Here is a 25,110-nt window from a genome sequence, read left to right as displayed (position 1 = left end):
TTCAAGTCGTGCAAGCACGGAAAGCCAATGACAAACGACGACGAGACCCTGAAAAAACCTGGTCAGAAGGCGGATGCCGGGGATTTAAAAGTCAGCATCGACTCCCTGGGTGACGGCTTTCTGATTGCTGAATACAATGCTATGCGGCGAGAAATAGAACTCCAGATATCAGAGAGAAGGAAAGCAGAGAATACAATTTTTTTCTCTATCGCGGCTGTTTATGCATGGGTCTTGACCCGAGATAAAAATTTCGATCCATTATTATTTCGTGCCTCACTCGTTCTTCCAGTAGTTCTTGCTTGCCTTGGTTTCTTACGTTGGGCAGGAATACAGATGAGGACCATGACAATCGGAGAGTATTTATCCGATTTGGAGAAAAGGCTCTCATCGAACAGCATTGGTTGGGAGACCTATCTCTCCTCCCACCGAAAGAAATATCCAATTCGGGGGCGTTTCGAAGGCTGGTCCGAGGTTGTCGTTTGGTGCTTGATCATCTGCGCGACCGTGGCGACCGCAATTTTTCTGCCCAGAATCTGACGGCCGATGATTGGATGGACCTCTTGGCCGATTGAGCTTCTCTACTCCGCTTCGTCGGCGGATTCGGCCTGCAGCAGCCCGTAGCGTTCCGGCCCGATGTCGCCAAGCAGCGCGAGCTGGGTCTCGAGGAAGTCGATATGGCCCTCCTCGTCGGCGAGCAGATCCTCGAACAGCTTCATCGACACGATGTCGCCGGCGGCCCGGCAGACTTCGCGGGCCTCATTGTAGAGATTGCGCGCGTCGTATTCGCCTTCGAGGTCGGCCTCCAGCACTTCCTTGAGGTTCTGGCCGATCTTCAGGGGATTGAGCTGCTGCATGTTGGGCAGGCCTTCAAGGAAGATGATGCGCTCGGCCAGCTTGTCGGCGTGCTGCATCTCCTCGATCGACTCGGCCCGCTCCTTCTTGGCGAGCTTTGCGTATCCCCAGTCCTCGATCAGCCGGTAATGCAGCCAGTACTGGTTCACCGCCGTCAATTCGTGGCGCAGCGACTGGTTCAGATAATCGATGACTTTCGGATCGCCCTTCATGGATCTCCCCCGGATTGGACTGGTTCAACTATGATGCATCAATGGCAACGTCAACAAGCGCGTCGAGTTCGCTCGGAGTCAGCTCCCCGTCTTCGTCGGCGACGGTGGCCAGCGGGTCGGGACAGGTGAAGGTGATCCCGGCATCGGCGATGAGCCGGCGGATCGTGACGAAGCAGGTACCGCATTGCGGGCGGACCCCGAGGGCGCGAAACACGCGACCGGGGGTTACCGGCCGTGACACATCCTCGTGCGCCAGCTTCTCCGCCGTTTCGAGAATGCTCGCCTTGGTCAGGACATTGCAGGAGCAGATGATCATTGCCCATCACATGGCACCGCCTCCAGCCGAACGCAACAATCGCCGGCAATGGATGGCGGCCGAACCAGGAAATCCGTCCGCGCATGTCCGGATCGGCGACGAGACCCCGGCGCGGGAGGACAACGGCAGGGTCCGGAGGACGTCGAGGCTGGCGTCCGTAGCGCTCGTTGCCGGCCTTGCCGCGGTCGCGACGGTGGCCGGCGCGGCGGCCGCGCCGGCCGTCCGGCATGTCTTCGTCATCGCCATGGAGAATCACGACGCCCGGCAGATCTACGGCAATGGCGACGAGGCGCCGTTCATCCAGTCACTGCTCGCCGACGCCGCCCATGCAACCAACTTCGTCGACGAGCTTCCCCGCCTCGCCAGCGAGCCGCACTACATCTGGATGGAAGCCGGGACCAACGCCTTCGCGGATCACACCTTCACGACCGACGACCGCCCCTCGGCGTCGAACAGCACGGCAAGCCGCGACCATCTCGTGGCGCAGGTCGCGGACGCGCCGGACCTCGACTGGAAGGCCTACCAGGAAGGCCAGACGCGGCGGGCCGGCGCCTGTCCGATCAGCAAGCATGGGCGCTACCATCCGAAGCACAACCCCTTCGTCTTCTTCCAGGACGTCTCCGGCAACCCGCCGTCGAAAGACAACGCCTATTGCGCCGAGCACATCAGGCCCTATTCGGCGCTTGCCGCCGATCTCGCGGCGGACACCGTCGCCAGTTACGTCTTCATCACGCCGGACCTCTGCAACGACATGCACGGCGCGCTCGGCTGTCTCGGAAGCAGCGTCAAGCGGGGGGACGCCTGGCTGAAGCGCGAGCTGCCCGCGCTGATCGCCTGGGCCGACGCCCACCAGGGCGCCATTTTCCTCACCTGGGACGAGGGCGACGATACACAGCGGGTTCCCTTCCTGGCGATCGGGCCGCGGGTGAAACGCGGCTATGCCGGCGACGTCCGCTACGACCACGGATCGATGGTCAAATCGGTGGAAGAGCTTCTCGGCCTGCCGGTCCTGCCGGCCGTGGCCGGCGCCAATGACCTCAGGGACCTGTTCGAACCCGGCACCTTCCCTTAGGCGCCGGGCGGTATCCGGCGGTCGGCTCAGGCGATCGAGGCGACCGCCCGCCTGGCCATGACCTTGACCAGGTTGGCGCGATAGGCGGCCGAGCCGTGGATGTCGGACAGCATGTCCTCGGGGCTGATCGCCAGCGGCGCGATCGCCTCGGCGCTCCACGAGCCGAGCAGCGCCTGCTCGATCTCGGACGAACGGAAGACGCCGTTGCCGCTGGCGCCGGTGACCCCGACGCGGACCGCGCCGTCCTTCATCCGGGCGACGAAGACGCCGGCCATGGCATAGCCCGAGGCCGGGTTGCGGAACTTGGCATAGGCGGCCTTTTCGGGAACCTGGAAGACCACCCTGGTGATCACCTCGCCATCCTCCAGCGCCGTCGAGAACATCCCCTGGAAGAAGTCCTCCGCGGCGATCTCGCGCTTGTCGGTATGGATCGTCGCGCCGAGCGCCAGGACACCGGCGGGATAGTCGGCGGCCGGATCGTTGTTGGCGAGCGAGCCGCCCAGCGTGCCGCGATGGCGAACGGCCGGATCGCCGATCATCCCCGCCATGCCGGCGAGCGCGGGGATCGCGCCGCGCACCGCCTCGGAGGCGGCTACCTCGGCATGGGTCATCGCGGCGCCGATCGAAACCGTGTCGCCGGAGACCTCGATGCCGCGCATCTCGGCGATCTTGCCGACGTCGATGACGTCGGAGGGCGCGGCGAGGCGCTGCTTCATCGTCGGAATCAGCGTCTGGCCGCCGGCCAGGAAGCGCCCGTCCGAAGCGTTCGAGAACAGCGAAACGGCCTCGGCAACGCTTGCCGGGCGATGATAGGTGGTTTCGTACACGTCGCTTGCTCCCGTCTACTGGCTCGCCATCGCCCGGGCGCCCGCCTGGATCGCCTTGACGATATTCTGGTAGCCCGTGCAGCGGCAGATATTGCCTTCGAGCTCGTGGCGGATCGTCGCCTCGTCGAGATCGCTGCCGAGGCGGCGGACCATGTCGATCGCGGTCATGATCATGCCCGGCGTGCAGAAGCCGCATTGCAGGCCGTGATGCTCGGCGAAGGCCGCCTGCATCGGATGCAGCGCGCCCTGCTGGGCGACGCCTTCGATGGTGCGGATCTCGGCGCCGTCGGCCTGGATAGCGAACATCGTGCAGGACTTCATCGCCACGCCGTCGACGTGGACGACACAGGCGCCGCATTGCGAGGTATCGCAACCGATATGGGTCCCGGTCAGCTTCAGCTCCTCGCGGAGCAGCTCGACCAGCAGCGTGCGGTCCTCGACCTCGGCAGAGACATCCTTGCCGTTCACTTTCAACGCAATCGTGGACATAGGCTCCTCAACGGAAAATCAGGATCAGGACGATGACAACCAGCAGGGCGAGCAGCCCCCAGACATAGGGTCCACCGAGGAAGCCGCGGCCGGCGGCCACCTCGAGACGCTCCTCGATCGCCTCGGCGGTGACTTCCGGATCCTTCTCGACATCCGCGACGACCGCCTCCTCGCCAATGTCCTCCGACGCAGCCGCTTCCGGCGGCCCGCCGACCTTCTCGGCAAAGGCGCTGAAGAACTGGTCCGCCATCTGCTTCGCGGTGGCGTCGACCAGCCGGCCGCCGATCTGGGCGAGCTTGCCGCCGACCTGGGCCTTGGCGACATAGGTCAGGACCGTCGCGTCGGGGCCGTCCCCGGCAAGCGCGACATCGGCGCCGCCCTTGGCGAAGCCGGCGACCCCGCCCTTGCTCTCGCCGGTGATGGTATAGCCGTTGGGCGGATCGATGTTGCTGAGCGTCACCTGCCCGGTAAAGGAGGCCTTGACCGGCCCGACCTTCGCCTCGACCGTCGCCTTCATCTCGGTGTCGGAGATCTTCTCAAGCGACTTCGCGCCCGGGATGCAGTCCCTCAGCACCTCCGGGTCGTTCAAAGCGTCCCACACCTTCTCCCGGCTTGCCGGGATCCTGTATTCGCCCTTCATTTCCATGGTTAGGCAGCCCCGAGAGGCGGTTCTCCGCCTCGTTCATATTCTTTCCAACTGACGGCCGCGAGGGATTCGCAAAGCACGCGCCCGGCCTCCGGACCCAGACTGACCTGGATCGATTCCAAGGATTATGTTGCATGGCCCGGTCGCACTCGGCAAGTGTTGGATTGCCGCCCCGCCGCCGCTACAAGGGGCCCCGTCGGCGGCAAGCCGATCCCAGACAAGGTTCCCGGACGCGTCCGATGACGGCATCCACGGCGAAGCGCAGCGAATTGGACTCCGACGCCCCCGTCCGCGCCGGGCGGCCGGCGATGCGCGCGCCGGTGATGCTCGAGACCGCCGGCTGGGAGGATTATGCGCTGCTCGATTCCGGTCATGGCCGGAAGCTCGAGCGTTTCGGCCGATACCGCGTCGTCCGCCCCGAGGAACAGGCGCTGTGGACGCCACGCATGGCGGCTTCCGCCTGGGAGTCGGCCGACGCCACCTTCGTCGGCATCGGCGACGACGAGGCGGATGGCCGCTGGCGGATGGCGAAGCCGATCGGCGAAACCTGGCCGATGCGCTACGACGGCATCGGCTTCCTCGGCCGATTCACCTCGTTCCGCCACGTCGGCGTCTTTCCGGAACAGGCGACCCACTGGGCGTGGCTGGCCGCAAGGATCGCCGGCGCCGGCAAGCCGGCCAAGGTTCTCAATCTCTTCGGCTATACCGGCCTTGCCTCGCTTGTCGCCGCGCGCGCCGGTGCCGAGGTCGTCCATATCGACGCCTCGAAGAAGGCGATCGGCTGGGCGCGGGAAAACCAGGCGGTCGCCGGGCTGCCGGACCTGCCGATCCGCTGGATCTGCGAGGACGCCGTGAAGTTCGTCGCCCGCGAGGAGCGGCGCGGCAACCGCTATGACGGCATCATCCTCGATCCGCCGAAATTCGGCCGCGGACCCAAGGGCGAGGTCTGGGATATCTTCGCCGCGCTGCCCGACCTCCTGCGCGCCTGCGCGCGGCTCCTCACCGACGATCCGGCCTTCCTCATCCTCACCGCCTATTCGATCCGCTCCTCCTTCCTGTCGATGCACGAATTGACCGCCGAATGCCTGGAAGGCAGGGACGGCGTCGTCGAATCCGGCGAGCTGGTGATCCGCGAGGAAGGCGGCGGCCGGGGACTGTCCACCTCGCTCTTCTCGCGCTGGTCGCCGGATGGCTGACGGCCGGCAGAAGACGCGGCCGCCGGGCAAGGTGCTTCACATCACCAGCCTGGCCAATCCCGTGGTCAAGGAAATCCGCGGCCTGGCCCTGCCCAAGAACCGCCGGGCGAGCGGCCAGTTCGTCGCCGAAGGCCAGAAGCTGGTCACCGACGCGATCGAGGCGGGATGGACCATCCGCCGCCTCGTCCATTCGGCGAGGGTCGCCGACGATGCCCAGGTCGGCCGCCTCGCCGCCACCGCCCGCACCCGCGGCGGCGACGTGGTGGTGGTCAGCGAGGCGGTGCTCGCCAAGATGACCCGCCGCGAGAACCCGCAGACCGTCATCGGCGTCTTCGACCAGCACCTGACCAGGCCGGCCGCGATCCGTCCCGGTCCGGACGCGGTCTGGGTGGCGCTCGAACAGGTCCGCGATCCCGGCAACCTCGGCACCATCATCCGCACGGTCGACGCGGTCGGAGCCGCGGGCGTCATCCTGGTCGGCGACACGGTCGATCCCTTCTCGATCGAGGCGGTGCGCGCCACCATGGGGTCGATCTTCCACGTCCCGCTCGCCCGCGCGACGCCGGAGGAATTCGCGCGGATGATCGCGGCCTGGCCGGGGACCAGCGTCGGCACCCATCTCGCCGGGACCGTCGACTACCGCACCGCCGGCTATCGCGGTCCGGTGCTCCTGGTGATGGGCGCCGAGCAGTCGGGCCTGAGCCCGGAGCTTGCCGCGGCCTGCTCGACGCTGGTCAGGATCCCCCAGGCCGGCAAGGCCGATTCCCTCAATCTCGCGGTTGCGACCGGGGTGATGCTCTTCGAAATCCGGCGGGAGGCGCTGAAGCTCGATGGCTGACCCGAAACGGCCCCCCGGCCCGCTTTCCCGGCTCGGCCTGTCGGTGATCGCCCTGACGGTGATCGTCGACCAGGGCGCCAAGGCGATCGCCGACGCGAATCTTCCCTTCGGCAGGACGATCGACCTCCTCCCCTTTCTGGCCCTCCACCTCGTCTACAATCCGGGCATCGCCTTCAGCTTCCTCGCCGACTATGGCGGCTGGGCGCTGGTCGCCCTGACGCTGGTCATCACCGTGGTGGTCATGGTCTTCTGGGGGCAGGCGATCGACGGCGGCAGATGGGCGGCGGTCGGCTACGGCCTGATCATCGGCGGCGCGGCCGGCAATCTCATCGACCGCATCCTCCACGGCCATGTCATCGATTTCCTGCTGCTCCATCTCGGCAGCCGGACGCTGTTCATCTTCAATCCCGCCGATGCGGCGCTGACCATCGGCCCCGCCCTCCTGCTCGTCGTCTATCTCTGGCCGGGGCGGGGCGGTCCCGCCACCCCGCCGCCCGGGGAAAATTGACCGGGATCAGGGTAGCGGCGCGGATTCTTCGCCATAACCAGGCACCGAAGGCGTTGCTTGGATATGGCAGGAAACGGGTTCGACCATCTGAGTCGGCAGGTGCTGGTCGCGATCCCGGCGATCGGCCTGGCCGCCGGGGGCACCACATATTTCGCCGGGGCCGGAGCCGCCGCGCACGTCGTCTGGGCGGTGGCGACGCTCCCCGTCGTCGCGGCGCTCGCCGTCGAGATCGTCACCAGCCTGCGCCGGGGCGAGGTCGGGCTCGATATCGTCGCGCTGCTTGCCATGGTCAGCGCGCTCCTCCTCGACGAAGCGCTGGCCGGCGTCGTCGTGGCTCTGATGTATGCCGGCGGCCAGTTCCTCGAATCCTACGCCGCCGGCCGCGCCCGGCGCGAAATGACCGCCCTGCTCGAGCGGGTCCCCAAGACCGCCATGCGCTACACGCCGCGGGGCCTGGAGGAAGCGCCGATCGACGGCATCGGCGCCGGCGACCGCGTCCTTGTCCGCGCCGGCGAGGTCGTCCCGGCCGACGGGAGCGTCGCCGCGGGCAGCGCCGTCCTCGACCAGTCCGCGCTGACCGGCGAACCGATGCCCGCCACGATCCGGGCCGGCGAGCCGGTGATGAGCGGCTCGACGAATGCCGGCATGGCCTTCGACCTGACCGTCAGCCGGTCGGCCGCCGAGAGCACCTATGCCGGGATCGTCCGGCTGGTCGAGGCGGCGGAGCGCGAAAAGGCGCCGATGGTCCGGCTCGCCGACCGCTATGCGATCGTCTTCCTCGCCGTCACCGTCGCGATCGCCGGCGGGGCATGGATCGTCTCGGCCGACCCGGTGCGCTGGCTGGCGGTCATGGTGGTGGCGACCCCCTGCCCGCTGATCCTGGCCGTGCCGGTGGCGATCATCGCCGGCGTGTCGCGGGCGGCGAGCCGTGGCGTCCTGGTCAAGGGCGGCGGGGCGATGGAGGTGCTGGCCGAGGTCAGGACGATGGTGGTCGACAAGACCGGAACGCTGACCCACGGCCACGCCTCGCTCGCCGCCATCCATCCCGTCCACGACGTCGACCCGACCGAATTGCTCCGGCTCGCCGCCTCGCTCGACCAGGCCTCCGGGCATGTGATGGGCCAGGCACTGGTCGCGGCGGCAACCGAACGCGGCCTGACGCTCAGCCCGCCGACCGAGGTCCGCGAGGCGCAGGGCAGCGGCCTGCAGGGCTGGGTCGACGGCCGCGAGATCGCGGTCGGCAGCTTTTCCTATGTCCGCGACCGCTCCCGCGACGGCGCGGATTTCGGCACCATCGGCCGGCAGGATGGCGAGGTCACCATCGCCATCGCCATCGACGGCGTCATGGCCGGACTGATCGTGATGAAGGACGAGATCCGCCCCGAGGTTCCGGAAGCGCTGGTCTCCTTCCGGAACCTCGGGGTCCATCGCATCGTGCTCGCTTCCGGCGACCGGGCGGATGTCACGGCGGCGGTCGCAAAGCGCCTCGACGTCGACGCGGCGCTCGGCGAGATGACACCGGAATCGAAGGTCATGGCCGTCGTCGGGGAGCGGGAGAATGGCCCGGTGATGATGGTCGGCGACGGCGCCAATGACGCGCCGGCGCTCGCCGCCGCCGATATCGGTATCGCCATGGGCGCCCATGGTGCGGTCGCCTCCGCCCAGGCCGCCGATGCAATCCTGCTGGTCGACCGCATAGACCGCATCGCAGAAGCGATGCGCATCGCCCAGCGGTCACGGCGCATCGCGCTCCAGAGCGTTACGGTCGGTATCGGCCTTTCGGTGATTGCCATGATCGTCGCGGCCTTCGGCTACCTGCCGCCGGTCGAGGGCGCGCTGCTCCAGGAAGCGATCGACGTCGCCGTCATCCTCAACGCGCTCCGCGCGCTGCGCGGCTGAGCTGCGGCCCGGGGCGACGCCAGCCGGGCGACGCCGGCCGGGCGACGTTGGCCGGGCGACGTTGGCCGGGCGACGTTGGCGGGCGGAACGGCGGTGTCATGCCGATCTCGGCGGCCGGCACATCGCCGATCATGCGGGTATGGGCCGGGTCGCGGAACCTGTGGCGAAAGCGGGTAGGCGGCCCGATCCAGGCCATTCGCGGACCACATCATCGCCGCGCATCGAGCCGGAAAACGGACGGTTTTCGACGGGAGGACCACCCCCGCTCCGGAGGCCGGCGCAGGTCGGTAGCGATAACCCCTTGGCGCCATTGGCGCTTATCCACGGAATCCGCTAGATTTCGCTTGCCACATTTTAGCACGATCTTCAGGGCATGGGTCCACCCGCCCGCCCCACACGGGCTTACTCCCGCCCACTGAAACGGAGAAGACCATGCCGACGATCGCCCTTGTAGACGACGATCGGAATATCCTTGCCTCGGTATCCATCGCCCTCGAATCGGAAGGCTATCGGGTCCAGACCTATACCGATGGCGCATCCGCCTTCGACGGCCTCCAGACCGCGATACCGGATCTCGCAATCCTCGACATCAAGATGCCGCGTATGGACGGCATGGAGCTGCTGCGCCGGCTGCGCCAGAAGACCGACCTGCCGGTGATCTTCCTGACCTCCAAGGACGACGAGATCGACGAGCTGTTCGGCCTCAAGATGGGCGCCGACGACTTCATCAAGAAGCCTTTCTCCCAGCGGCTTCTCGTCGAGCGCGTCAAGGCGGTGCTGCGCCGCTTCCAGCCGCGCGACGCCAGCCAGCCCAAGCAGGGCGAGGCGGCCCAGGTGCTCGATCGCGGCGCCTTGTCAATGGACCAGGAACGCCATACCTGCACCTGGAACGGACAGCCGGTCACGCTGACGGTGACCGAGTTCCTCATCCTCTACGCCCTGGCCCATCGCCCGGGCGTGGTAAAGAGCCGGAACGCGTTGATGGACGCGGCCTATGATGATCAGGTCTACGTGGACGACCGGACCATCGACAGCCACATCAAGCGGCTCCGGAAGAAATTCAAGCTGGTCGATCCCGAATTCGACATGATCGAGACGCTTTATGGAGTCGGATATCGATTCAAGGAGGTCTGACCGGGTTCGCACGGTCCGACGCTGGAGATGAATGACGGCCAGAGCCGAGAACCAGCCAGTGACCGAGGCCCGGCGGGATCAGCCTGACGGACGTATCAGGCGCATCCTCGCCGGTTTCAGTCGCTTCATCGGCCTGCACGTCTTCTCCAGCCTGACACGAAGGATCATCGTCCTCAATCTCGTGGCGCTGACCCTTCTCGTCGCCGGCATCCTCTACCTCAATCAGTTTCGGGCGGGACTGACCGAGGCGAGGGTGCAGAGCCTGCAGACCCAGGGAGAAATCATCGCCGGGGCGATCGCGACCTCGGCGACCTCGGACGCGGATTCGATCGACATCGATCCGCAGATGCTGCTCGATCTGGAGGCGGGCCAGAGCCTGTCTCCAGTCGATCAGGTCTTCGACGCATACGAATTCGCCATCAACCCCGAGCGCGTGGCGCCGATCCTGCGCCGTCTCGTCTCGCCGACCCGGACCCGGGCGCGGGTCTATGACCGCGACGGGACGCTCGTCGCCGATTCGCGCCACCTCTACGCGCGCGGCCAGATCCTCGGCTTCGACCTGCCGCCGCCGGCGGCGGCGGAGCGATCGCTGCTCGAACAGTTCTGGCACACGATCAACCTGTGGCTCCAGCGTACGGACCTGCCGGTCTACAAGGAGCTCGGCGGTGCCAACGGCAAGGGCTATCCTGAAGTCATCCGCGCCCTCGATGCCTCGTCGCAAAGCGTCGTGCGCGTTACCGAGCGGGGCGAGCTGATCGTCTCCGTCGCGGTGCCGATCCAGCGCTATCGCACCGTCTATGGCGCGCTGCTCCTGTCGACCGAAGGCGGCGACATCGACGCCATCGTCTATGCCGAGCGGCTGGCCATCGTCCGCGTTCTGGTGGTTGTCGCGGCGGTCACCGTGCTGCTTTCGATCCTGATGGCCGGCACCATCGCCGCCCCCCTCCGGCGGCTCGCCGACGCCGCGGACCGGGTGCGCGGCGGCATCCAGACCCGGCCCGAAATCCCCGATTACAGCCATCGCGGCGACGAGATCGGCCATCTCAGCCAGGCGATCCGCGAGATGACCAGCTCGCTCTATAGCCGGATCGAGGCGATCGAGAGCTTCGCCGCCGACGTCGCCCACGAGCTCAAGAATCCGCTGACCTCGCTGCGCAGCGCGGTCGAGACGCTGCCTCTGGCCAAGACCGAGGATGCCAAGACCCGGCTGGCGACCATCATCCAGCATGATGTCCGCCGCCTCGACCGGCTGATCAGCGACATCTCCAACGCCTCGCGCCTCGATGCCGAGCTCGCCCGCCAGGATGCCGGGCCGGTCGACATGCGCAAGGTGCTCGAGACCGTGGTCCAGATGGTCGGCGACACCACGCCCGACGACGGCCCGAAGATCCAGCTCGACATCGAGGAGGCGGAGCCCGACACCTATGTCGTCACCGGCCACGACATCCGCCTCGGTCAGGTCTTCAACAACCTGATCGACAATGCCCGCTCCTTCTGCCGCAGGGACGGGATCGTCAACGTGACGATGGCCGCCAAGGACCGCCTGCTCAAGATCGTCGTCGACGACGACGGCCCCGGCATCCGCTCCGATCAGTTCGAGCGGATCTTCGAGCGCTTCTATACCGACCGGCCGGAGGGCGAATCCTTCGGCCAGAATTCCGGCCTCGGCCTGTCGATCTCCAAGCAGATCGTCGATGCGCATAGGGGGCGGATCCAGGCCGAGAACCGGACGCGGCCGAGCCCGACGCCGGGCGAGCCGCCCGAGGTCCTCGGCGCGCGCTTCACGGTCACCCTGCCGCGGCCGTGAGCGCCTCCGCGACCATCCATGCGAGCGCCGTCCGCGTCGGCGACGACGGGGTGCTGATCCGCGGCGCCTCGGGCAGCGGCAAATCCGCGCTCGTCCTGCAGCTCGTCTTCCGCCACCCGGCGGCGACGCTGATCGCCGACGACCGCGTCATTCTCGGCACCGAGAATGGCCGCCTCGTCGCCACCGCGCCGGCGGCGCTGGCCGGCAGGCTGGAGGTCCGCGGACAGGGAATCGTCACCCGGCCCCATGTCTCGCCCGCTGCGATCGGGCTCGCGGTCGACCTCCTGCCGGCCGCCGATTGCCCGCGGATGCCCGAGGACGGGGACCGTTTCGTCGAGATCTGCGGCATCCGCCTGCCGCGGCTGATGCTGCCGATCGGCTGCATCGACGGCGCCGAACGTGTTCAGGTGGCGCTCGCCGAAGCCGCAGGCCCGGCAGGGAGCTGAAAGAAATCAGGACACATCTCCCTCTTGCGTTGCGGAATCGTTCGGTCAAGATAGCGCGCCTTGGCGGTGCGCCGTCGGACTTGGCCGGTGGGCGCCGCGGACCGAGAATGGAAAAAGGCGAGGAAGCCAAACAGGTATGATCGGACTCGTCCTCGTCACGCACGGCAAGCTCGCCGTGGAATTCCGCTCGGCGCTCGAGCATGTCGTCGGTCCCCAGACCCAGATCGAGACCGTCTCCATCGGCCCCGACGACGACGTCGAACGGCGCCGGCAGGATATCCTCAACGCCGTCGGCCGGGTCAATGACGGCTCGGGCGTCATCCTGCTCACCGACATGTTCGGCGGCACGCCCTCGAACCTCGCCATTTCGGTGATGGAGGCCGGGTCGGTCGAGGTCATCGCCGGCGCCAACCTGCCGATGCTGATCAAGCTCGCCAGCGTCCGCGGCGAGAAACCGCTGGCGGCGGCGATCGCCGATGCCCAGGACGCGGGCCGCAAATACATCAACGTCGCCAGCCAGGTCCTGAACGGGAAATAATGGGCACCGCTGCAACAGGCCTGCTTCGCCGCGAACTCGCCATCTGCAACAAGCGCGGCCTGCATGCGCGCGCCGCCGCCCGCTTCGTCCAGTGCGCCGAGGGCTTCGACGCCGAGATCGCCGTCACCAAGGACGGCAACACCGTCGGCGGCACCTCGATCATGGGGCTGATGATGCTCGCCGCCGCTCCCGGCTCGACCATCCTGGTCGAGGCGGAGGGACCACAGGCCCAGGCGGCGCTCGACGCCCTCGCCCACCTCGTCGCCGACCGCTTCGGCGAAGGCGAGTAAGGCGCCGCACCGCGCCGCGGACCGATCGCATAAAGAAATCTTTATATCCTTATTGTCCGATCCCGGCGGGAGCGGTATAACCTCGGCCAAATACCCCTTTCATCTTCCGACCCGAGGAGCCCGGAATGCCGGAATTCAACGATTATGTGGTCAAGGACATCGGTCTCGCCGACTGGGGCCGCAAGGAGATCTCGCTGGCCGAGACCGAAATGCCCGGCCTGATGGCGACGCGCGAGGAATACGGGGCGACGCAGCCGCTGCGCGGCGCGCGGATCGCCGGCTCGCTGCACATGACCATCCAGACCGCGGTGCTGATCGAGACGCTGCAGGCGCTCGGCGCCGACGTCCGCTGGGCGTCGTGCAACATCTACTCGACCCAGGACCACGCCGCCGCGGCGATCGCCGCCGCCGGCACGCCGGTCTTCGCCTACAAGGGCGAGAGCCTCGAGGACTATTGGGACTACTGCCACCGCATCTTCGAGTGGTCGGACGGCGGCACCGCCAACATGATCCTCGACGACGGCGGCGACGCCACGCTGCTCCTCCATCTCGGCATCCAGGCCGCCGACAACCCGTCGGTCATCGCCCATCCGACCAACGAGGAGGAGGAAGTCCTCTTCGCCGCGATCAAGAAGCGGAACGCCGAGAAGCCCGGCTGGTATGCCGAGGTCGCGAAGCACATCAAGGGCGTCACCGAGGAGACCACCACCGGCGTCCATCGCCTCTACCAGATGGCCAAGGAAGGCCGCCTGCTCTTCCCGGCGATCAACGTCAACGACTCGGTGACCAAGTCGAAATTCGACAACCTCTACGGCTGCCGCGAGTCGCTGGTCGACGGCATCCGCCGCGGCACCGACGTGATGATGTCCGGCAAGACCGCGATGGTCTGCGGCTATGGCGACACCGGCAAGGGCTCGGCCGCCAGCCTCAAGAGCGCCGGCTGCCGCGTCCTGGTCGCGGAGGCCGATCCGATCTGCGCGCTGCAGGCCGCGATGGAAGGCTTCGAGGTCACCACCATGGACGAAGCCGCGCCGCAGGCCGACATCTTCGTCACCGCGACCGGCAATGTCGACGTCATCACCATCGACCACATGCGGCAGATGAAGCACCGCGCCATCGTCTGCAACATCGGCCACTTCGATTCCGAGATCCAGGTCGGCGCGCTGCGTAACCTCAAGTGGAACAATATCAAGCCGCAGGTCGACGAGATCGCGTTCCCGGATGGCAAGAGCATCATCCTCCTGTCCGAGGGACGGCTGGTCAATCTCGGCAACGCCACCGGCCATCCGAGCTTCGTCATGTCGGCGAGCTTCACCAACCAGACGCTTGCCCAGATCGAGCTCTTCACCAAGCCGGGCGAGTACGGGAACGAGGTCTATATCCTGCCGAAGCTGCTCGACGAGAAGGTCGCGCGGCTGCATCTCGCCAAGATCGGCGTCAAGCTGACCGAGCTCGACGACAAGCAGGCCAAATATATCGGCGTGCCGGTCACCGGCCCCTACAAGCCGGAGCATTACCGCTACTAGTCGGAGCGGCTTTCCCGCCCCGCGGTCTCCGCCGGAGCAGCCTGCACCGCGCCCAACCCTCCCCTTGCGGGAGGGCTGACGCGCGTCGCGTACCGCTGATCGTGCCAGGGGCGACGGATCGCGGGCTCCTAGTCGGAGCGGCCGGCGGTGCTGTCGATCAGCTCCTTGTAGGACTCGAACAGCGCCGCCGCCTCTTCCTCGACCTTCTCGTCGAGCGGCGCCGGCTTGAGGTCAACGGCCTTGGCCAGGGTTTTGGTGATCGTCTCCAGAACCGCGATCCGCGCCCATTTCTTGTCGTTGGCGGGAATCACGTGCCACGGCGCCCGGCTCGTCGAGGTGCGCTCCAGCATCTCGTTGGTGGCCTCCTCGTATTCGTCCCATTTCCTGCGGTTGCGGAAATCCTCGTAGGAGAGCTTCCACCGCTTCATCGGGTCGCGCAGCCGCGCCTCGAAGCGCTTGAGCTGTTCCTCCGGACTGATATGCAGGAAGAACTTGACCACCCGCATGCTGTCGTCGGTCAACAGGTGCTCGAAATCGTTGATCTCGTCGAAGGCGCGGCCCCATTCCCTGGGCGTCGCATAGCCTTCGACACGCTCGACCAGGACGCGGCCGTACCAGGAGCGGTCGAAGACCGAGATCGCCCCCCTTGGCGGCAGCCGCTCCCAGAAGCGCAGCAGGTAATGCCGCTCGAGATGATAATGGCGTGGCGCCGCGATCGGCCAGACCTTGAAGCCGCGCGGATCGAGCACCGCGGACATCCGGCGGATAGTGCCGCCCTTTCCGGCCGCGTCCCATCCCTCCATGACGATCACCGCCGAGTCGCCGGAAAAGAGATAGGCCTGCTGGATCTTCTGGAGCTTGAGCTGCAGCTCCTCGAGCGCCTTGTCGTGATGCTTCGGGTCGAGCGCCTTGCTGAGGTCGACCTTGTCGAGGGGACGCCTGCCTTTCGTCCCCGACTTCTTCTTCCCGGAATGCCCCATGCCCCGCCGTCTTGCCCTTCTGGTAAAAGGGAAGCCTAGCCGCAACCGCGGGTATCCGCCAAGCGCTCCCTCGGATCATTGCCAATGGCCATGCCGCTCGCCCGGCGTCTCCCGGCACCGTTGCAAGGCAAACGGCGAGGCGGGTAACGTTGACGCGATTCGCCAAGCCTCGAGTCGGGACCCCGAATGCTCGTCGAAAGTGCCATTGCCCTTGTCGAGCGGATTGCCCCGCCGCCGCCCGCGTCGGCGCCGGTCGCCGAACGGCAGAGCGGCGTCATCCCCTATGCGATCGTCGAATCGACGCCGGTCTTCCTGCTCGTCACCTCCCGCCAGAGGGGACGCTGGATCTTCCCCAAGGGACGCATCGCCGACGGCCTGAAGCCATGGGAATCGGCCGAACGCGAAGCCCATGAGGAAGCCGGCGTCGAGGGCGTTATCGCCACCCGCCCGGTCGGCTCCTACCGGGCATGGAAGACGCGGGGCGTGCGCCGCTTCGTCATCGAGGTCGACATGTATCCGCTCCGCGTCGAGAAGCAGCATGACAACTGGCGCGAAACCGGCGAGCGCTACCGCCACTGGGTGACGCTGGCGGAGGCGACGCGATTGATCACCGACAAGCGGGTCGCCGAGCTTCTCAGGAATTTCGCCCGCCACCTCCGGGTCTCCGGCGACACCTAGACTAGACGCCGGCCGCGGCCGCCAGGATCGCATAGAGGATGATGGCGATCGTCGCGGTGGCCGGAACCGTGATCACCCAGGCCGCGCCGATCGACAGCGCATATTGACGCCGGACGAGTTTCCGCCGGTCCCGCTTCCTGGTCCGCGACAACGCCTCTTGCGGCGTGAGATTCAGCTCCGAGATTCTGAGCCGCCGGGTCCGCGCCTGGATGCCGGGATTGGGAATCCCCTTGTTGGTGATCGCCTCGCGGAGCAGGCCGATGCCGAAGACACCGCCGACCGTGATGTGGGTCGAGGAGACCGGCAGTCCGAGGGCCGATGCGAGGAGGACCGTCGTCGCCGCCGACAACGCCACGCAATAGGCCCGGCTCGGGTTCATCTTGGTGATCTTCTGGCCGACCGTCTTGATCACCTTCGGACCGAAAAGGGCGAGCCCCAGCGAGATTCCCGCCGCGCCGATAACCAGCACCCACAAGGACAGCGTCACCTGTTGCGGAGCGGCGACGCCGGTCGCCGCCGCCGCGACGATCGCCGCGAGCGGGCCGATCGCATTTGCCACGTCATTCGCCCCATGGGCGAAACAGAGGAGCGCCGCGGCGGCGACAAGCGGCAGCGTGAAAAGCGCGGTGACCGGCTTGCCATACCTCTCCGCCACGAGCGACTGACGTTTGACCCAGGGCCAGGAGACCGCCGCGACCAGCAGGAAGATCGCGAAGCCGATCATCAGGGTCACGCCCCGCGTCGGCTTCCAGACATGCGACAGGCCCTTGGTGGTCAGGTAGAGCGCGAAGACGCCGGCCATCGCGGCGATGATCGCGGGCAGCCACCGCCGGGCCGCCGCAAAGGGCTCCGGGCGATCGATGATCAGCGTTCTGACGACCCAGTAGAGCGCGGCGGCGAGGACCCCGCCCATCACCGGCGAGATCACCCAGCTCGCGGCGATCGTCCCCATGGTCGGCCAAGACACGACGTTGATCCCGGCCGCGGCGATGCCCGCCCCGACGACGCCGCCGACCACCGAATGGGTCGTCGAGACCGGCGCGCCGAGATAGGTGGCGAGGTGAATCCACATCGCCGCGGCGAGGAATCCGGCCATCATCAGCAGGATGAAGTCGAGGGCGCCCATCTCGACCGGCGGGCGGATGATGTCCTTGGATATGGTCGCCACCACGTCGCCGCCGGCGATCAGCGCTCCCGCCGCCTCGAAGACCGCGGCGATGGCCAGCGCCGCGCCAAGGGTGAGCGCCCGCCCGCCGACCGCCGGCCCGACATTGTTGGCGACGTCGTTGGCGCCGACGTAAAGCGCCATGTAGCCGCTGATCACCGCCGCCGCGACCACGTAGAGGGCCAGCGGACCGAAGGGCGTCGTGGCGATGGCGAAGACGAGGATGATGACGAGGAAGGTGCCGGCGAGGCCCGGCGCCGCGATCGGCCGCGCGACGGCCGAGCTCGCCGCCTCCAGATGGCCGACCTTCTTCAGGTGTTTGTCGAGATGCGCCAAGGATGACTTCCGAGTCGATTCGCCGCTGGGAAGATCGTTATGCCCTGCGAGCCGGCCAAGCGGAACCCGCCGGACGCGAGCGTTTCGAGGCAATCCGGCCGGGTCCACAGGCTTCTTCGACGCGACCGGGCGCGCCGGGCGTGACGGCCGGCGCCCGGGCTCGTCGGCCTACTCTTCCAGCCGCCCGTAGTCGTCCTCGATGCGGATGATGTCGTCCTCGCCGAGATAATCGCCGTATTGCACCTCGATGAGCATGGCGGGCGTGTCGCCGGGATTGGTCGCGCGGTGGACGGCGCCGAGCGGGATGAAGACCGACTGGTTTTCCTCGAGCGGAACCACCGATTCGTCGAGGGTGACGTCGATCCTGCCCGCGACCAGCGTCCAGTGCTCGGCGCGATGGCGATGCTTCTGCAGCGACAGCCGCGCCCCGGGATTGACGACGATGCGCTTGACCTGGTGGGTCGGGCCGACGTCGAGGGACTGGTAGTAGCCCCAGGGCCGGTAGTGGCGGGCATGGCCGCCGATCAGCGCGCCTTCGACCTCGGCGAGCTTCGAAGCGAGCTTGCGCACCTCGCCGGCGCGCTCGCGCGGCGCGACCAGCACCGCGTTATTCGCGGCGACCACGACGGTGTCGGTCATGCCGACCACGCCGACCACCGGCCCGTCGGTGCTGACCAGGCTGCCGGCCGTGTCGACCAGCGCCACCTCGCCGGCAACGACGTTGTCGCCATCGTCCCGGCCGGTCGCGTTCCACACCGACGACCAGGTGCCGACATCGGCCCAGTCGAAGGTCGCGGTCGCGACCGCGATGCGGTCGGTCTTCTCGAGCACCGCGTGGTCGAAGGAGATCGGATCGGCGGTGATGAAATGGGCGCGGGAGAGCTCGATCGCGCCGTCGGTTTCCGTCCCCTCGCTGAGCGCGGCCTTCGCCGCGGCGCTGGTCTTGGCGGCGTGGCGTTCGATCTCTTCGAGCGCGGTCGCGGCGCGCATCAGGAAGTTGCCGCTGTTCCACAGGCAGCCCTCGGCGATCAGCTCTCCGGCACGCGCCGTGTCGGGCTTTTCGACGAATGCCTCGACCTCGGAGACGCCGTCCATGCCCGGCAGCGGCTCGCCCGGCCGGATATAGCCGTAGCCGGTCTCGGGGCTGGTCGGGGAGATGCCGAAGACGACGATCCGCCCGGCCTCGGCCGCGGGTCTCGCACGGACCACGGTGCGGCGGAATTCCTCGTCATCGGCGATCGCATGGTCGGCGGCGAGCACCAGGATCAGCGCGTCGGGATCGCGCGCCGCCGCCCATCCCGCCGCGGCGGCGATCGCCGGTGTCGTGCTCATCGGCTCGGGCTCGAAGAGCAGCGCGCCACTCGCCCCCGCCTCATCGAGCGATGCCTCGATCAGGTAGCGGTGTTGGCTGCGGGCGACGATCAGCGGATCGGCGAAGACCGCCGGATCGGCGACGCGGGTCAGCGTCGCCAGGAATGTCGGCCGCGCGCCGGCGAGCGGCAGGAAGGGTTTCGGCACCCCGACATTGGATGCCGGCCACAAACGGGTCCCGGCGCCGCCGCAAAGGAGCACTGGAAGGATGGTATCGCTCACGAAGACCCTCGTCGGATCGCAAACAGAGTGCCGCGACAAGCGGCGTCGGGACGTTTATCAAGAAGATGCGGCCAAGACCATTGGAAGGAGGAGATATGGTGACCGACGACGACCGCCTTGCCGAGCTGGACCGGCGGATTGCCGCCCTCGAGGACCCGTCGGCGCTCCTCGAGGCAGCCGACGCCATGGCCGATGTAGCCGGCGGCCGGGACGAAGCCGCGGTCCGCCTCGGCGTCGCGCGCGGCATCATCTTCAACCGGCTCGGCCTGCCGGAATCGGCCCTCAAGGAGCTGCAGAGGGCACGGGCGCTCGCCCGCGACATCGGTGCGACGACCGCGCTTGCCACCATCTCGCGCGAAACCAGCCGCATCCATACCTGGCGCGGCGAGACCTCTTCCGCGGCGCTGGAGCTCCTCCGCTCGGTGGTCGAGGCGGACATCGCCGGAAGCCGCGCCGATTCGGCCGCGGCGATCGCCGAATTCGGCCGCCTCAACCTCGATACCGGGCGCTACGAGGCGGCGCTCGACGCCTTCGCCCTCGCCGGCCGGGTGATGGACATCCTGCCGCCGCGCGAGGCGTCCCGCATCCCGGTCAACCGCCTCGAGGCGCTGCTCGCGCTCGGCCGCCACGACGAATGCCTCGCCGGCATCGATGCGCTGATCGCCTCGTTGCCGGAAGCCTTCGCCCGCGACAACTTCCTGGCGCGGGTGGTCAAGGCCCGCTCGCTCGCGGCGCTTGGCGAGCACGCGGCGGCGCGCGCCGCGATGGACGACGCCGCGCGCTGGCTCGGCGAGGACCCCTCGTCCTACGAGCGCGCCGAGCTCGACCTCCTCGAAGGCGCGCTCGACCGCAAGGACGATCCCGAGCGCGCCGTCGCCGAGATCGAATCGGCGCTCGACCGCTTCGTCGACGACGACCTGCCGCGCCACGAATTCGACGCCCGCATCCTGCTTGCCGAGACGCTGGCCGCCCTCGACCGCCAGGCGGAGGCGGAGGCCTGCATCGTCGAGGCGCTGAGGCGGGCCGCGATCCGCCAGCTGCCGGCGATGGCGGACCGGGTGCGGGCCGCCGCCGTCGGCTTCTGGCGGCCGGCGATGATCGCCGAGCTCTCGCCGGAGGACCGGGTCGGGCCCGAGATGGGCAGCGGCCGCTTCCTCGTCCTCGAGACGCTCGGCGCCGGCGGCTTCGGCGAGGTCCAGCGCGCCATCGATCTCGACACCGGCACCGAGGTGGCGATCAAGCGGCTCCGGCGCCAGGACGGCCTCGATCCGCAGACCGCCCGGGCGGTGATGGCGACGGCGCGCAACGAGATCGTCTCCAGCGCCCAGATCCGCGCCCGCGGCGTCGCCAAGACCCGCTACCTCCACATGGATCCCGCCGGGGCGCTGACCCTCGTCCAGGACTATGTCGAGGGCCCGACCCTCGGTGCCTCCCTCGACGACGGCAGCCTCGACCGCTCCCGCCGCCTGACCGTCGCCGCGACCGTCGCCCGGACGCTGGCGGCGCTCCACCGGGAGGGCGTCGCCCATCGCGACCTCAAGCCGGACAACATCATCCTCCGCAACAACAGCCAGCCGGTGATCATCGATCTCGGCATCGCGCGGCTCAAGGGCCTGGTCGACACCGTCGCCGGGCTCGGCACGGAGCGCTACGCGCCGCCCGAGCAGATGAGCGGCCGGATGATCGAGGATCGCTGGCTCGGCCGCGAGGACGTCTATGCCCTTGGCAGGATGCTCGGCGAGATGCTGGACGATGACGACGCGCCGGAGAGACGCGGCGGGCTGCTCGGCCGCTTCGGCCGCCGCCGGGCAGAGCCGTCCGACGGGTCGCTCCGGGAGATGATGGCGACCATGACCGCCGCCGACATCGCGCGCCGCGACGTCGACCTCAACCGCCTCGCCGACCTCCTCGACGACGCGGCGATCGAGGCGGGGAGTTGAGGCCGCGATCCCGCAACCACAGGAGCCCTCGCTGATGCCGGATCATCCCGCGACCACCAGGCCCCTCGCCCTCGTCACCGGCGCGTCGTCGGGCATCGGCCGGGTCTTCGCCGAACGGCTCGCCGGCGACGGCCACGACGTGATCCTCGTCGCCCGGCGGCGGCAGCGCCTCGAGGCGCTCGCCGGCCAGATCGAAACAGGCGGGAGGCGCGCGGAAGTGATCGTCGCCGACCTGACCACGGCCGAGGGGCTCGCCGCCGTCGAGGCGCGCGCTTCGAAGGGCGACGTGACGATGCTCGTCAACAATGCCGGCTTCCAGACCTATATGCCCTTCGTCGAGCTCGACGCGGACCGCGCCGAGGGACAGGTCCGCGCCCAGGTGACGACGGTCGTCCGGCTCTGCCGGGCGGCGCTGCCGGCGATGATCGCCCGCGACGCGGGCGCCATCGTCAATGTCTCGTCGACGCTCGCCTTCAGCGCCGGCATGCGGGCCCCGCACCTGCCGAAGCGCGCCACCTATGCCGCCACCAAGGCCTTCGTCAACGCCTTCACCGAGATCCTCGCCGGCGAGCTCGAAGGGACCGGCGTCAGGGTCCAGGCGCTTTGTCCCGGCGTCGTCCGCACCGAGTTCCACAATGTCGGCGACGAGCCGCTGCTGCGCCCGAAGATTCCGGTCATGGAGCCGGAAGACGTCGTTGCCGCGTCGCTCGCCGCCCTCGCGCTCGGCGACGTCGTCTGCCAGCCGGCGCTCGTCGATCGCGCCCTGATCGAGCGCGAGGGCGAGGCGCGGCACGCGGTCTTCGCCGCCGGGGTCAGCGCCGATCTCTCGCCACGCTACCGCGTCGCGAAAACCGATTGAGCCGCCCCCTCTCCGCCCGCGGCACGGAATGTTTCCTATCGTCCGGATGGTCTCAAGTCCCTGAGGCCGCTCGGGGTCTCCCCGCCACCATGAGGCGCCGGCCGGCGGCTGCTTTCGCCATGCCGATTTTTTCTCGCCGCGACGCTTCACACGCGATTCCGCAACCGGTTAGAGTGCGGTGATTCGCGAGGGCGTCGGCAGCCTCGCGTTGCGGAACGGGCGGATCCCTCTTGTGCTGCGGGGAGCGTGCCGGAAAGGGGCCTTTCGCATGCACGGATATGGCGGCAAAACGGTCGCGTTCAGCGCCGGTTTTCTCGTCGCCATCATCCTCGCCGCCGGAGCCGTGTCCGGCAGCGCCGTTGCGGCCGCCGCGCCCGACGCCGGATTCCAGCCCCCGCCCGCCTTCGACATCGTCATCCTCGTGCTGCTCGCCGGCACGGTCGGCTTCGCGGTGATCAGCGCCATCGCGCTGATGCGGGCGCGCAACCGCTCCGAAGCCGAGAATGCCGAACTTCGCCTCGAGGTCGCCGACCTCAAGGCGCGCGCCGATCGTGCCGAGGCAATGGTCAACGGCGAAGACCAGCGGCTTGTCGCATGGGCGGCGAATGACGATGCTCCGCTCGTCACCGGCAGCCTGCCGCGAGGCACGGGCGCCCCCGCCGACAGGTCCGGCTTTCTCGCCTTCGGAACCTGGCTCAAGCCGGAATCGGCGGCCCGGATCGACGAAGCCGTTACCCGCCTGCGCAACGAGGGCGAGGCCTTCGCCCTCACCGTGGCAAGCCACGCGGATCGCCTCATCGAGGTGACCGGCCATACCATCGGATCGGCCTCGGTCGTCCGCTTCCGCGACCTCGATGGCGACCGGCTGGCCCGTGCCGACCTCGAAGCGCGCCACGACCTGCTCGAGGCCGAGGTCGAGGCGATGCGCATGATGTTCTCGATCGCGCCCGCGCCGATATGGCTGCGCGACGAAACCGGGCGGCTCGCCTGGGTCAACGCCGCCTATGCCAATGCCGTCGACGCCGGCGATGAGGCCGACGCCATCGATCGCGGTCTTGAGCTGCTCGACGATTCCGGTCGCCGGATCATCGCCGAAGGCCACAAGAGCGAGCCGGTCTTCATGAAGCGGCTGCCGGCGGTCGTCGCCGGATCGCGCCACGTCTTCGATGTCACCGACGTCGACACGGCGAACGGAGGCGGCGGCATCGCCGTCGATGTCAGCGCCGTCGAAGCGGCCGAGGCGGCGCTGCGCCGCGAGATCGACTTCAACGCCCGCACCCTCGACCAGCTCGCCACGGCGGTCGCGATCTTCGGGCCGGACCGGCGGCTCAAGTCGTATAACGCGGCCTATCGCCAGCTCTTCGGGCTCGATGTCGCCTTCCTCGAATCGCGACCCGACGACAATGCGGTGCTCGACCGCCTGCGCGCCGCGCACAAGCTGCCCGAGCAGGCCGACTTCAAGAGCTGGCGCAGCGACCTGCTTTCCGCCTATCAGTCGGTGGAGACGCGCGAGACTATCTGGCACCTGCCCGACGGACAGACGCTCCGGGTGATCGCCAACCCCAATCCCCAGGGCGGCATGACCTGGGTCTACGAGAATGTCACCGAGCGGCTCGACCTCGAAAGCCGCTACAACGCCCTGATCCACGTCCAGGGCGAGACCATCGATCACCTGGCCGAGGGTGTCGCCGTCTTCGGCTCGGACGGCCGGCTGCGGCTCCACAATCCCTCATTCACCGCCATCCTCGGGCTCGATCCGGCGATGCTCGAGGGCGAGCCGCATGTCTCGGAAATCGTCGGGGCCTGCCGCCAGCCCGGCGACAACGAGCGGGACTGGACGGCCTTCACCACCTGCGTCGCCGGCCTCGACGAGAGCCGGTCGAGCTTCGCCAGCCGGATGGAACGCGCCAATGGCCGGGTCATCGACTACGCGTCGGTGCCGCTGCCCAACGGCCAGACCATGGTCACCTTCGTCGACGTCACCGATACGGTGCAGGTCGAGCGCGCCCTGGTCGAGCGGAACGAGGCGCTGGAGACGGCGGACACCATCAAGAACGCCTTCATCCACCATGTGTCCTACGAGCTCCGCTCGCCGCTGACCAACATCATCGGCTTCACCCAGCTTCTCGCCGACCCGCGGGTCGGGCCGCTGACCGAGAAGCAGAACGAATATGTCGGCTACATCATGTCGTCGGGCGGCGCGCTGCTGGCCATCGTCAACGACATCCTCGATCTCGCCACGGTCGATGCGGGGATCATGGAGCTCGACCTCGGCGAGGTCGATATCCGCGAGACCGTCGCGGCGACCATCGAGGGCGTCCAGGACCGGATCGCCGAGGGCGATATCCATGTCGAGACGCATATTTCCGATGACATCGGCAGCTTCGTCGCCGACAGCAGCCGCGTCCGCCAGATCCTGTTCAACCTCCTGGCCAATGCCATCGCCTTTTCGCCGGATGGCGGCCGGGTGGTGGTCGCGGTGGACCGCGATGGCGACACGATCGCCTTCTCGGTCAGCGACGAGGGGCCGGGCATGCCGACCAATTTCCTCCAGACCGCGTTCGACCGCTTCACCAGCCAGCCGCGTGGCACGGCGCGCGGCGGCGCCGGCCTCGGCCTCGCCATCGTCAAGAGCTTCGCCGAATTGCATGGCGGCAGCGTCGAGATCGCGTCGGAGGAAGGCAAGGGATCCCGCGTCACCTGCCGCCTGCCGATCCGCCCCGGCATCGCCGCCGCGGCGGAGTAGCTCCCCGTCCGTCCCCTCCTGCCCCCGCAAGGGGCATCCCTACTCCCGTTTCGTGAAAAGCACCCCTTGCGTCCTTCGAGGCTTCGCGAAGCACCTCAGGATGGCGATGGGAGGTGTCCTGGAAAGATGGCCCGGCGGCTCGCCCCGACAGCGAGGGGGCCCGAAAGCCGCCGATCGCGAGAGCCTCCCCCTCGCCATCCTCCCATCCCCGAGTCCT

The 25,110-nt window shown here is 68.1% G+C and carries 24 protein-coding genes; 16 read left to right on the top strand and 8 right to left on the bottom strand.

Translation table 11 applies throughout. From position 1 onward, the window contains the following. Nucleotides 1–27 precede the first annotated feature (27 nt). On the top strand, nucleotides 28–537 hold the full coding sequence (locus tag KDJ86_RS14870; RefSeq protein WP_291747430.1) for a hypothetical protein: 510 nt from the start codon (nucleotides 28–30) through the stop codon (nucleotides 535–537). A gap of 41 nt (nucleotides 538–578) precedes the next feature. Here KDJ86_RS14870 and bfr read toward each other — a convergent pair whose 3' ends face one another. After that, a complete protein-coding gene (gene bfr / locus KDJ86_RS14865) occupies nucleotides 579–1,064 on the bottom strand; it encodes a bacterioferritin (RefSeq protein ID WP_291747427.1) in 486 nt (161 codons plus the stop codon). Between the two features lie 28 nt (nucleotides 1,065–1,092). Further along, nucleotides 1,093–1,380: a (2Fe-2S)-binding protein gene (locus KDJ86_RS14860; RefSeq protein ID WP_291747426.1), complete on the bottom strand. Its 288-nt coding sequence runs from the start codon at nucleotides 1,378–1,380 to the stop codon at nucleotides 1,093–1,095. On the opposite strand from KDJ86_RS14860, the gene KDJ86_RS14855 reads away from it, so the two are divergent. Next, nucleotides 1,373–2,452, top strand: coding sequence for an alkaline phosphatase family protein (locus KDJ86_RS14855; RefSeq protein WP_291747424.1), 1,080 nt, complete (start codon nucleotides 1,373–1,375; stop codon nucleotides 2,450–2,452). The genes KDJ86_RS14860 and KDJ86_RS14855 overlap by 8 nt on opposite strands. A 26-nt stretch (nucleotides 2,453–2,478) precedes the next feature. Here the strand turns inward: KDJ86_RS14855 and KDJ86_RS14850 are convergent, their stop codons facing one another. From KDJ86_RS14850 to KDJ86_RS14840, 3 genes are read right to left on the bottom strand one after another with little or no spacing between them, the layout of a single operon-like run. Beyond that, a complete protein-coding gene (locus KDJ86_RS14850) occupies nucleotides 2,479–3,279 on the bottom strand; it encodes an FAD binding domain-containing protein (protein WP_291747422.1) in 801 nt (266 codons plus the stop codon). A 15-nt stretch (nucleotides 3,280–3,294) separates the two neighbouring features. Further along, nucleotides 3,295–3,768, bottom strand: coding sequence for a (2Fe-2S)-binding protein (locus KDJ86_RS14845; protein ID WP_291747419.1), 474 nt, complete (start codon nucleotides 3,766–3,768; stop codon nucleotides 3,295–3,297). Nucleotides 3,769–3,775: 7 nt separating this feature from the next. Next, nucleotides 3,776–4,414 (bottom strand): SRPBCC family protein, encoded by a 639-nt coding sequence (locus tag KDJ86_RS14840; protein ID WP_291747416.1) that lies wholly within the window; start codon nucleotides 4,412–4,414, stop codon nucleotides 3,776–3,778. Between the two features lie 134 nt (nucleotides 4,415–4,548). Here KDJ86_RS14840 and KDJ86_RS14835 point away from each other — a divergent pair, with 134 nt between their 5' ends. The 10 genes from KDJ86_RS14835 (at nucleotide 4,549) to ahcY (ending at nucleotide 14,596) form a co-directional block, all read left to right on the top strand. Continuing rightward, nucleotides 4,549–5,610, top strand: coding sequence for a class I SAM-dependent methyltransferase (locus tag KDJ86_RS14835; RefSeq protein ID WP_521085297.1), 1,062 nt, complete (start codon nucleotides 4,549–4,551; stop codon nucleotides 5,608–5,610). After that, nucleotides 5,603–6,448: a TrmH family RNA methyltransferase gene (locus KDJ86_RS14830; RefSeq protein WP_291747410.1), complete on the top strand. Its 846-nt coding sequence runs from the start codon at nucleotides 5,603–5,605 to the stop codon at nucleotides 6,446–6,448. Before KDJ86_RS14835 ends, KDJ86_RS14830 begins: the two co-directional genes overlap by 8 nt. Next, a complete protein-coding gene (gene lspA, locus KDJ86_RS14825) occupies nucleotides 6,441–6,956 on the top strand; it encodes a signal peptidase II (RefSeq protein WP_291747408.1) in 516 nt (171 codons plus the stop codon). The genes KDJ86_RS14830 and lspA overlap by 8 nt, the downstream gene beginning before the upstream one ends. Nucleotides 6,957–7,019: 63 nt before the next feature. Further along, on the top strand, nucleotides 7,020–8,855 hold the full coding sequence (locus KDJ86_RS14820) for a heavy metal translocating P-type ATPase (protein WP_291747403.1): 1,836 nt from the start codon (nucleotides 7,020–7,022) through the stop codon (nucleotides 8,853–8,855). Between the two features lie 432 nt (nucleotides 8,856–9,287). Further along, the gene (locus KDJ86_RS14815; RefSeq protein ID WP_291747401.1) at nucleotides 9,288–9,989 is read left to right on the top strand and encodes a response regulator transcription factor; all 702 of its coding nucleotides are present in this window, start codon (nucleotides 9,288–9,290) and stop codon (nucleotides 9,987–9,989) included. A 31-nt stretch (nucleotides 9,990–10,020) separates the two neighbouring features. After that, complete coding sequence (locus KDJ86_RS14810; RefSeq protein ID WP_291747398.1) at nucleotides 10,021–11,796, top strand: sensor histidine kinase; 1,776 nt, start codon at nucleotides 10,021–10,023, stop codon at nucleotides 11,794–11,796. Then, nucleotides 11,793–12,242: an HPr kinase/phosphorylase gene (locus tag KDJ86_RS14805; RefSeq protein ID WP_291747395.1), complete on the top strand. Its 450-nt coding sequence runs from the start codon at nucleotides 11,793–11,795 to the stop codon at nucleotides 12,240–12,242. Before KDJ86_RS14810 ends, KDJ86_RS14805 begins: the two co-directional genes overlap by 4 nt. 136 nt (nucleotides 12,243–12,378) lie before the next feature. Further along, the gene (locus KDJ86_RS14800) at nucleotides 12,379–12,780 is read left to right on the top strand and encodes a PTS sugar transporter subunit IIA (RefSeq protein WP_291747392.1); all 402 of its coding nucleotides are present in this window, start codon (nucleotides 12,379–12,381) and stop codon (nucleotides 12,778–12,780) included. Then, nucleotides 12,780–13,070, top strand: a complete 291-nt coding sequence (locus KDJ86_RS14795) for an HPr family phosphocarrier protein (protein WP_291747389.1) — start codon at nucleotides 12,780–12,782, stop codon at nucleotides 13,068–13,070. The genes KDJ86_RS14800 and KDJ86_RS14795 overlap by 1 nt, the downstream gene beginning before the upstream one ends. Nucleotides 13,071–13,195: 125 nt before the next feature. Continuing rightward, nucleotides 13,196–14,596 (top strand): adenosylhomocysteinase, encoded by a 1,401-nt coding sequence (ahcY, locus tag KDJ86_RS14790; RefSeq protein ID WP_291747386.1) that lies wholly within the window; start codon nucleotides 13,196–13,198, stop codon nucleotides 14,594–14,596. A 128-nt stretch (nucleotides 14,597–14,724) separates the two neighbouring features. On the opposite strand, the gene KDJ86_RS14785 is transcribed toward ahcY, so the two are convergent. Further along, on the bottom strand, nucleotides 14,725–15,576 hold the full coding sequence (locus KDJ86_RS14785) for a polyphosphate kinase 2 family protein (protein ID WP_291747383.1): 852 nt from the start codon (nucleotides 15,574–15,576) through the stop codon (nucleotides 14,725–14,727). Between the two features lie 186 nt (nucleotides 15,577–15,762). Here KDJ86_RS14785 and KDJ86_RS14780 point away from each other — a divergent pair, with 186 nt between their 5' ends. Beyond that, nucleotides 15,763–16,254 (top strand): NUDIX hydrolase, encoded by a 492-nt coding sequence (locus tag KDJ86_RS14780; protein WP_291747380.1) that lies wholly within the window; start codon nucleotides 15,763–15,765, stop codon nucleotides 16,252–16,254. A gap of 1 nt (nucleotide 16,255) precedes the next feature. Here KDJ86_RS14780 and KDJ86_RS14775 read toward each other — a convergent pair whose 3' ends face one another. Together KDJ86_RS14775 and KDJ86_RS14770 are read right to left on the bottom strand one after the other, a co-directional pair. Next, complete coding sequence (locus KDJ86_RS14775) at nucleotides 16,256–17,755, bottom strand: inorganic phosphate transporter (protein ID WP_291747378.1); 1,500 nt, start codon at nucleotides 17,753–17,755, stop codon at nucleotides 16,256–16,258. A 168-nt stretch (nucleotides 17,756–17,923) separates the two neighbouring features. Next, nucleotides 17,924–19,348 carry a mannose-1-phosphate guanylyltransferase/mannose-6-phosphate isomerase gene (locus KDJ86_RS14770; RefSeq protein ID WP_291747376.1) on the bottom strand — a complete coding sequence of 475 codons (1,425 nt, stop codon included), beginning with the start codon at nucleotides 19,346–19,348 and terminating at the stop codon, nucleotides 17,924–17,926. A gap of 98 nt (nucleotides 19,349–19,446) precedes the next feature. Between KDJ86_RS14770 and KDJ86_RS14765 the strand changes: the two genes are divergently transcribed. The 3 genes from KDJ86_RS14765 to KDJ86_RS14755 all read left to right on the top strand — a co-directional run bounded on the left by KDJ86_RS14765 (nucleotide 19,447) and on the right by KDJ86_RS14755 (nucleotide 24,893). Continuing rightward, nucleotides 19,447–21,288: a protein kinase domain-containing protein gene (locus tag KDJ86_RS14765; RefSeq protein ID WP_291747374.1), complete on the top strand. Its 1,842-nt coding sequence runs from the start codon at nucleotides 19,447–19,449 to the stop codon at nucleotides 21,286–21,288. A gap of 34 nt (nucleotides 21,289–21,322) precedes the next feature. Then, nucleotides 21,323–22,147 (top strand): SDR family NAD(P)-dependent oxidoreductase, encoded by an 825-nt coding sequence (locus KDJ86_RS14760; RefSeq protein WP_291747372.1) that lies wholly within the window; start codon nucleotides 21,323–21,325, stop codon nucleotides 22,145–22,147. A 268-nt stretch (nucleotides 22,148–22,415) separates the two neighbouring features. Next, a complete protein-coding gene (locus tag KDJ86_RS14755) occupies nucleotides 22,416–24,893 on the top strand; it encodes a sensor histidine kinase (RefSeq protein ID WP_291747369.1) in 2,478 nt (825 codons plus the stop codon). Nucleotides 24,894–25,110 lie beyond the last annotated feature (217 nt).

Source organism: Bauldia sp., assembly GCF_020442045.1.
GTDB lineage: Bacteria > Pseudomonadota > Alphaproteobacteria > Rhizobiales > Kaistiaceae > Bauldia.
The sequence above is the reverse complement of the archived record's forward strand: the minus strand, read 5'-3'. Positions and strand labels throughout refer to the sequence as shown.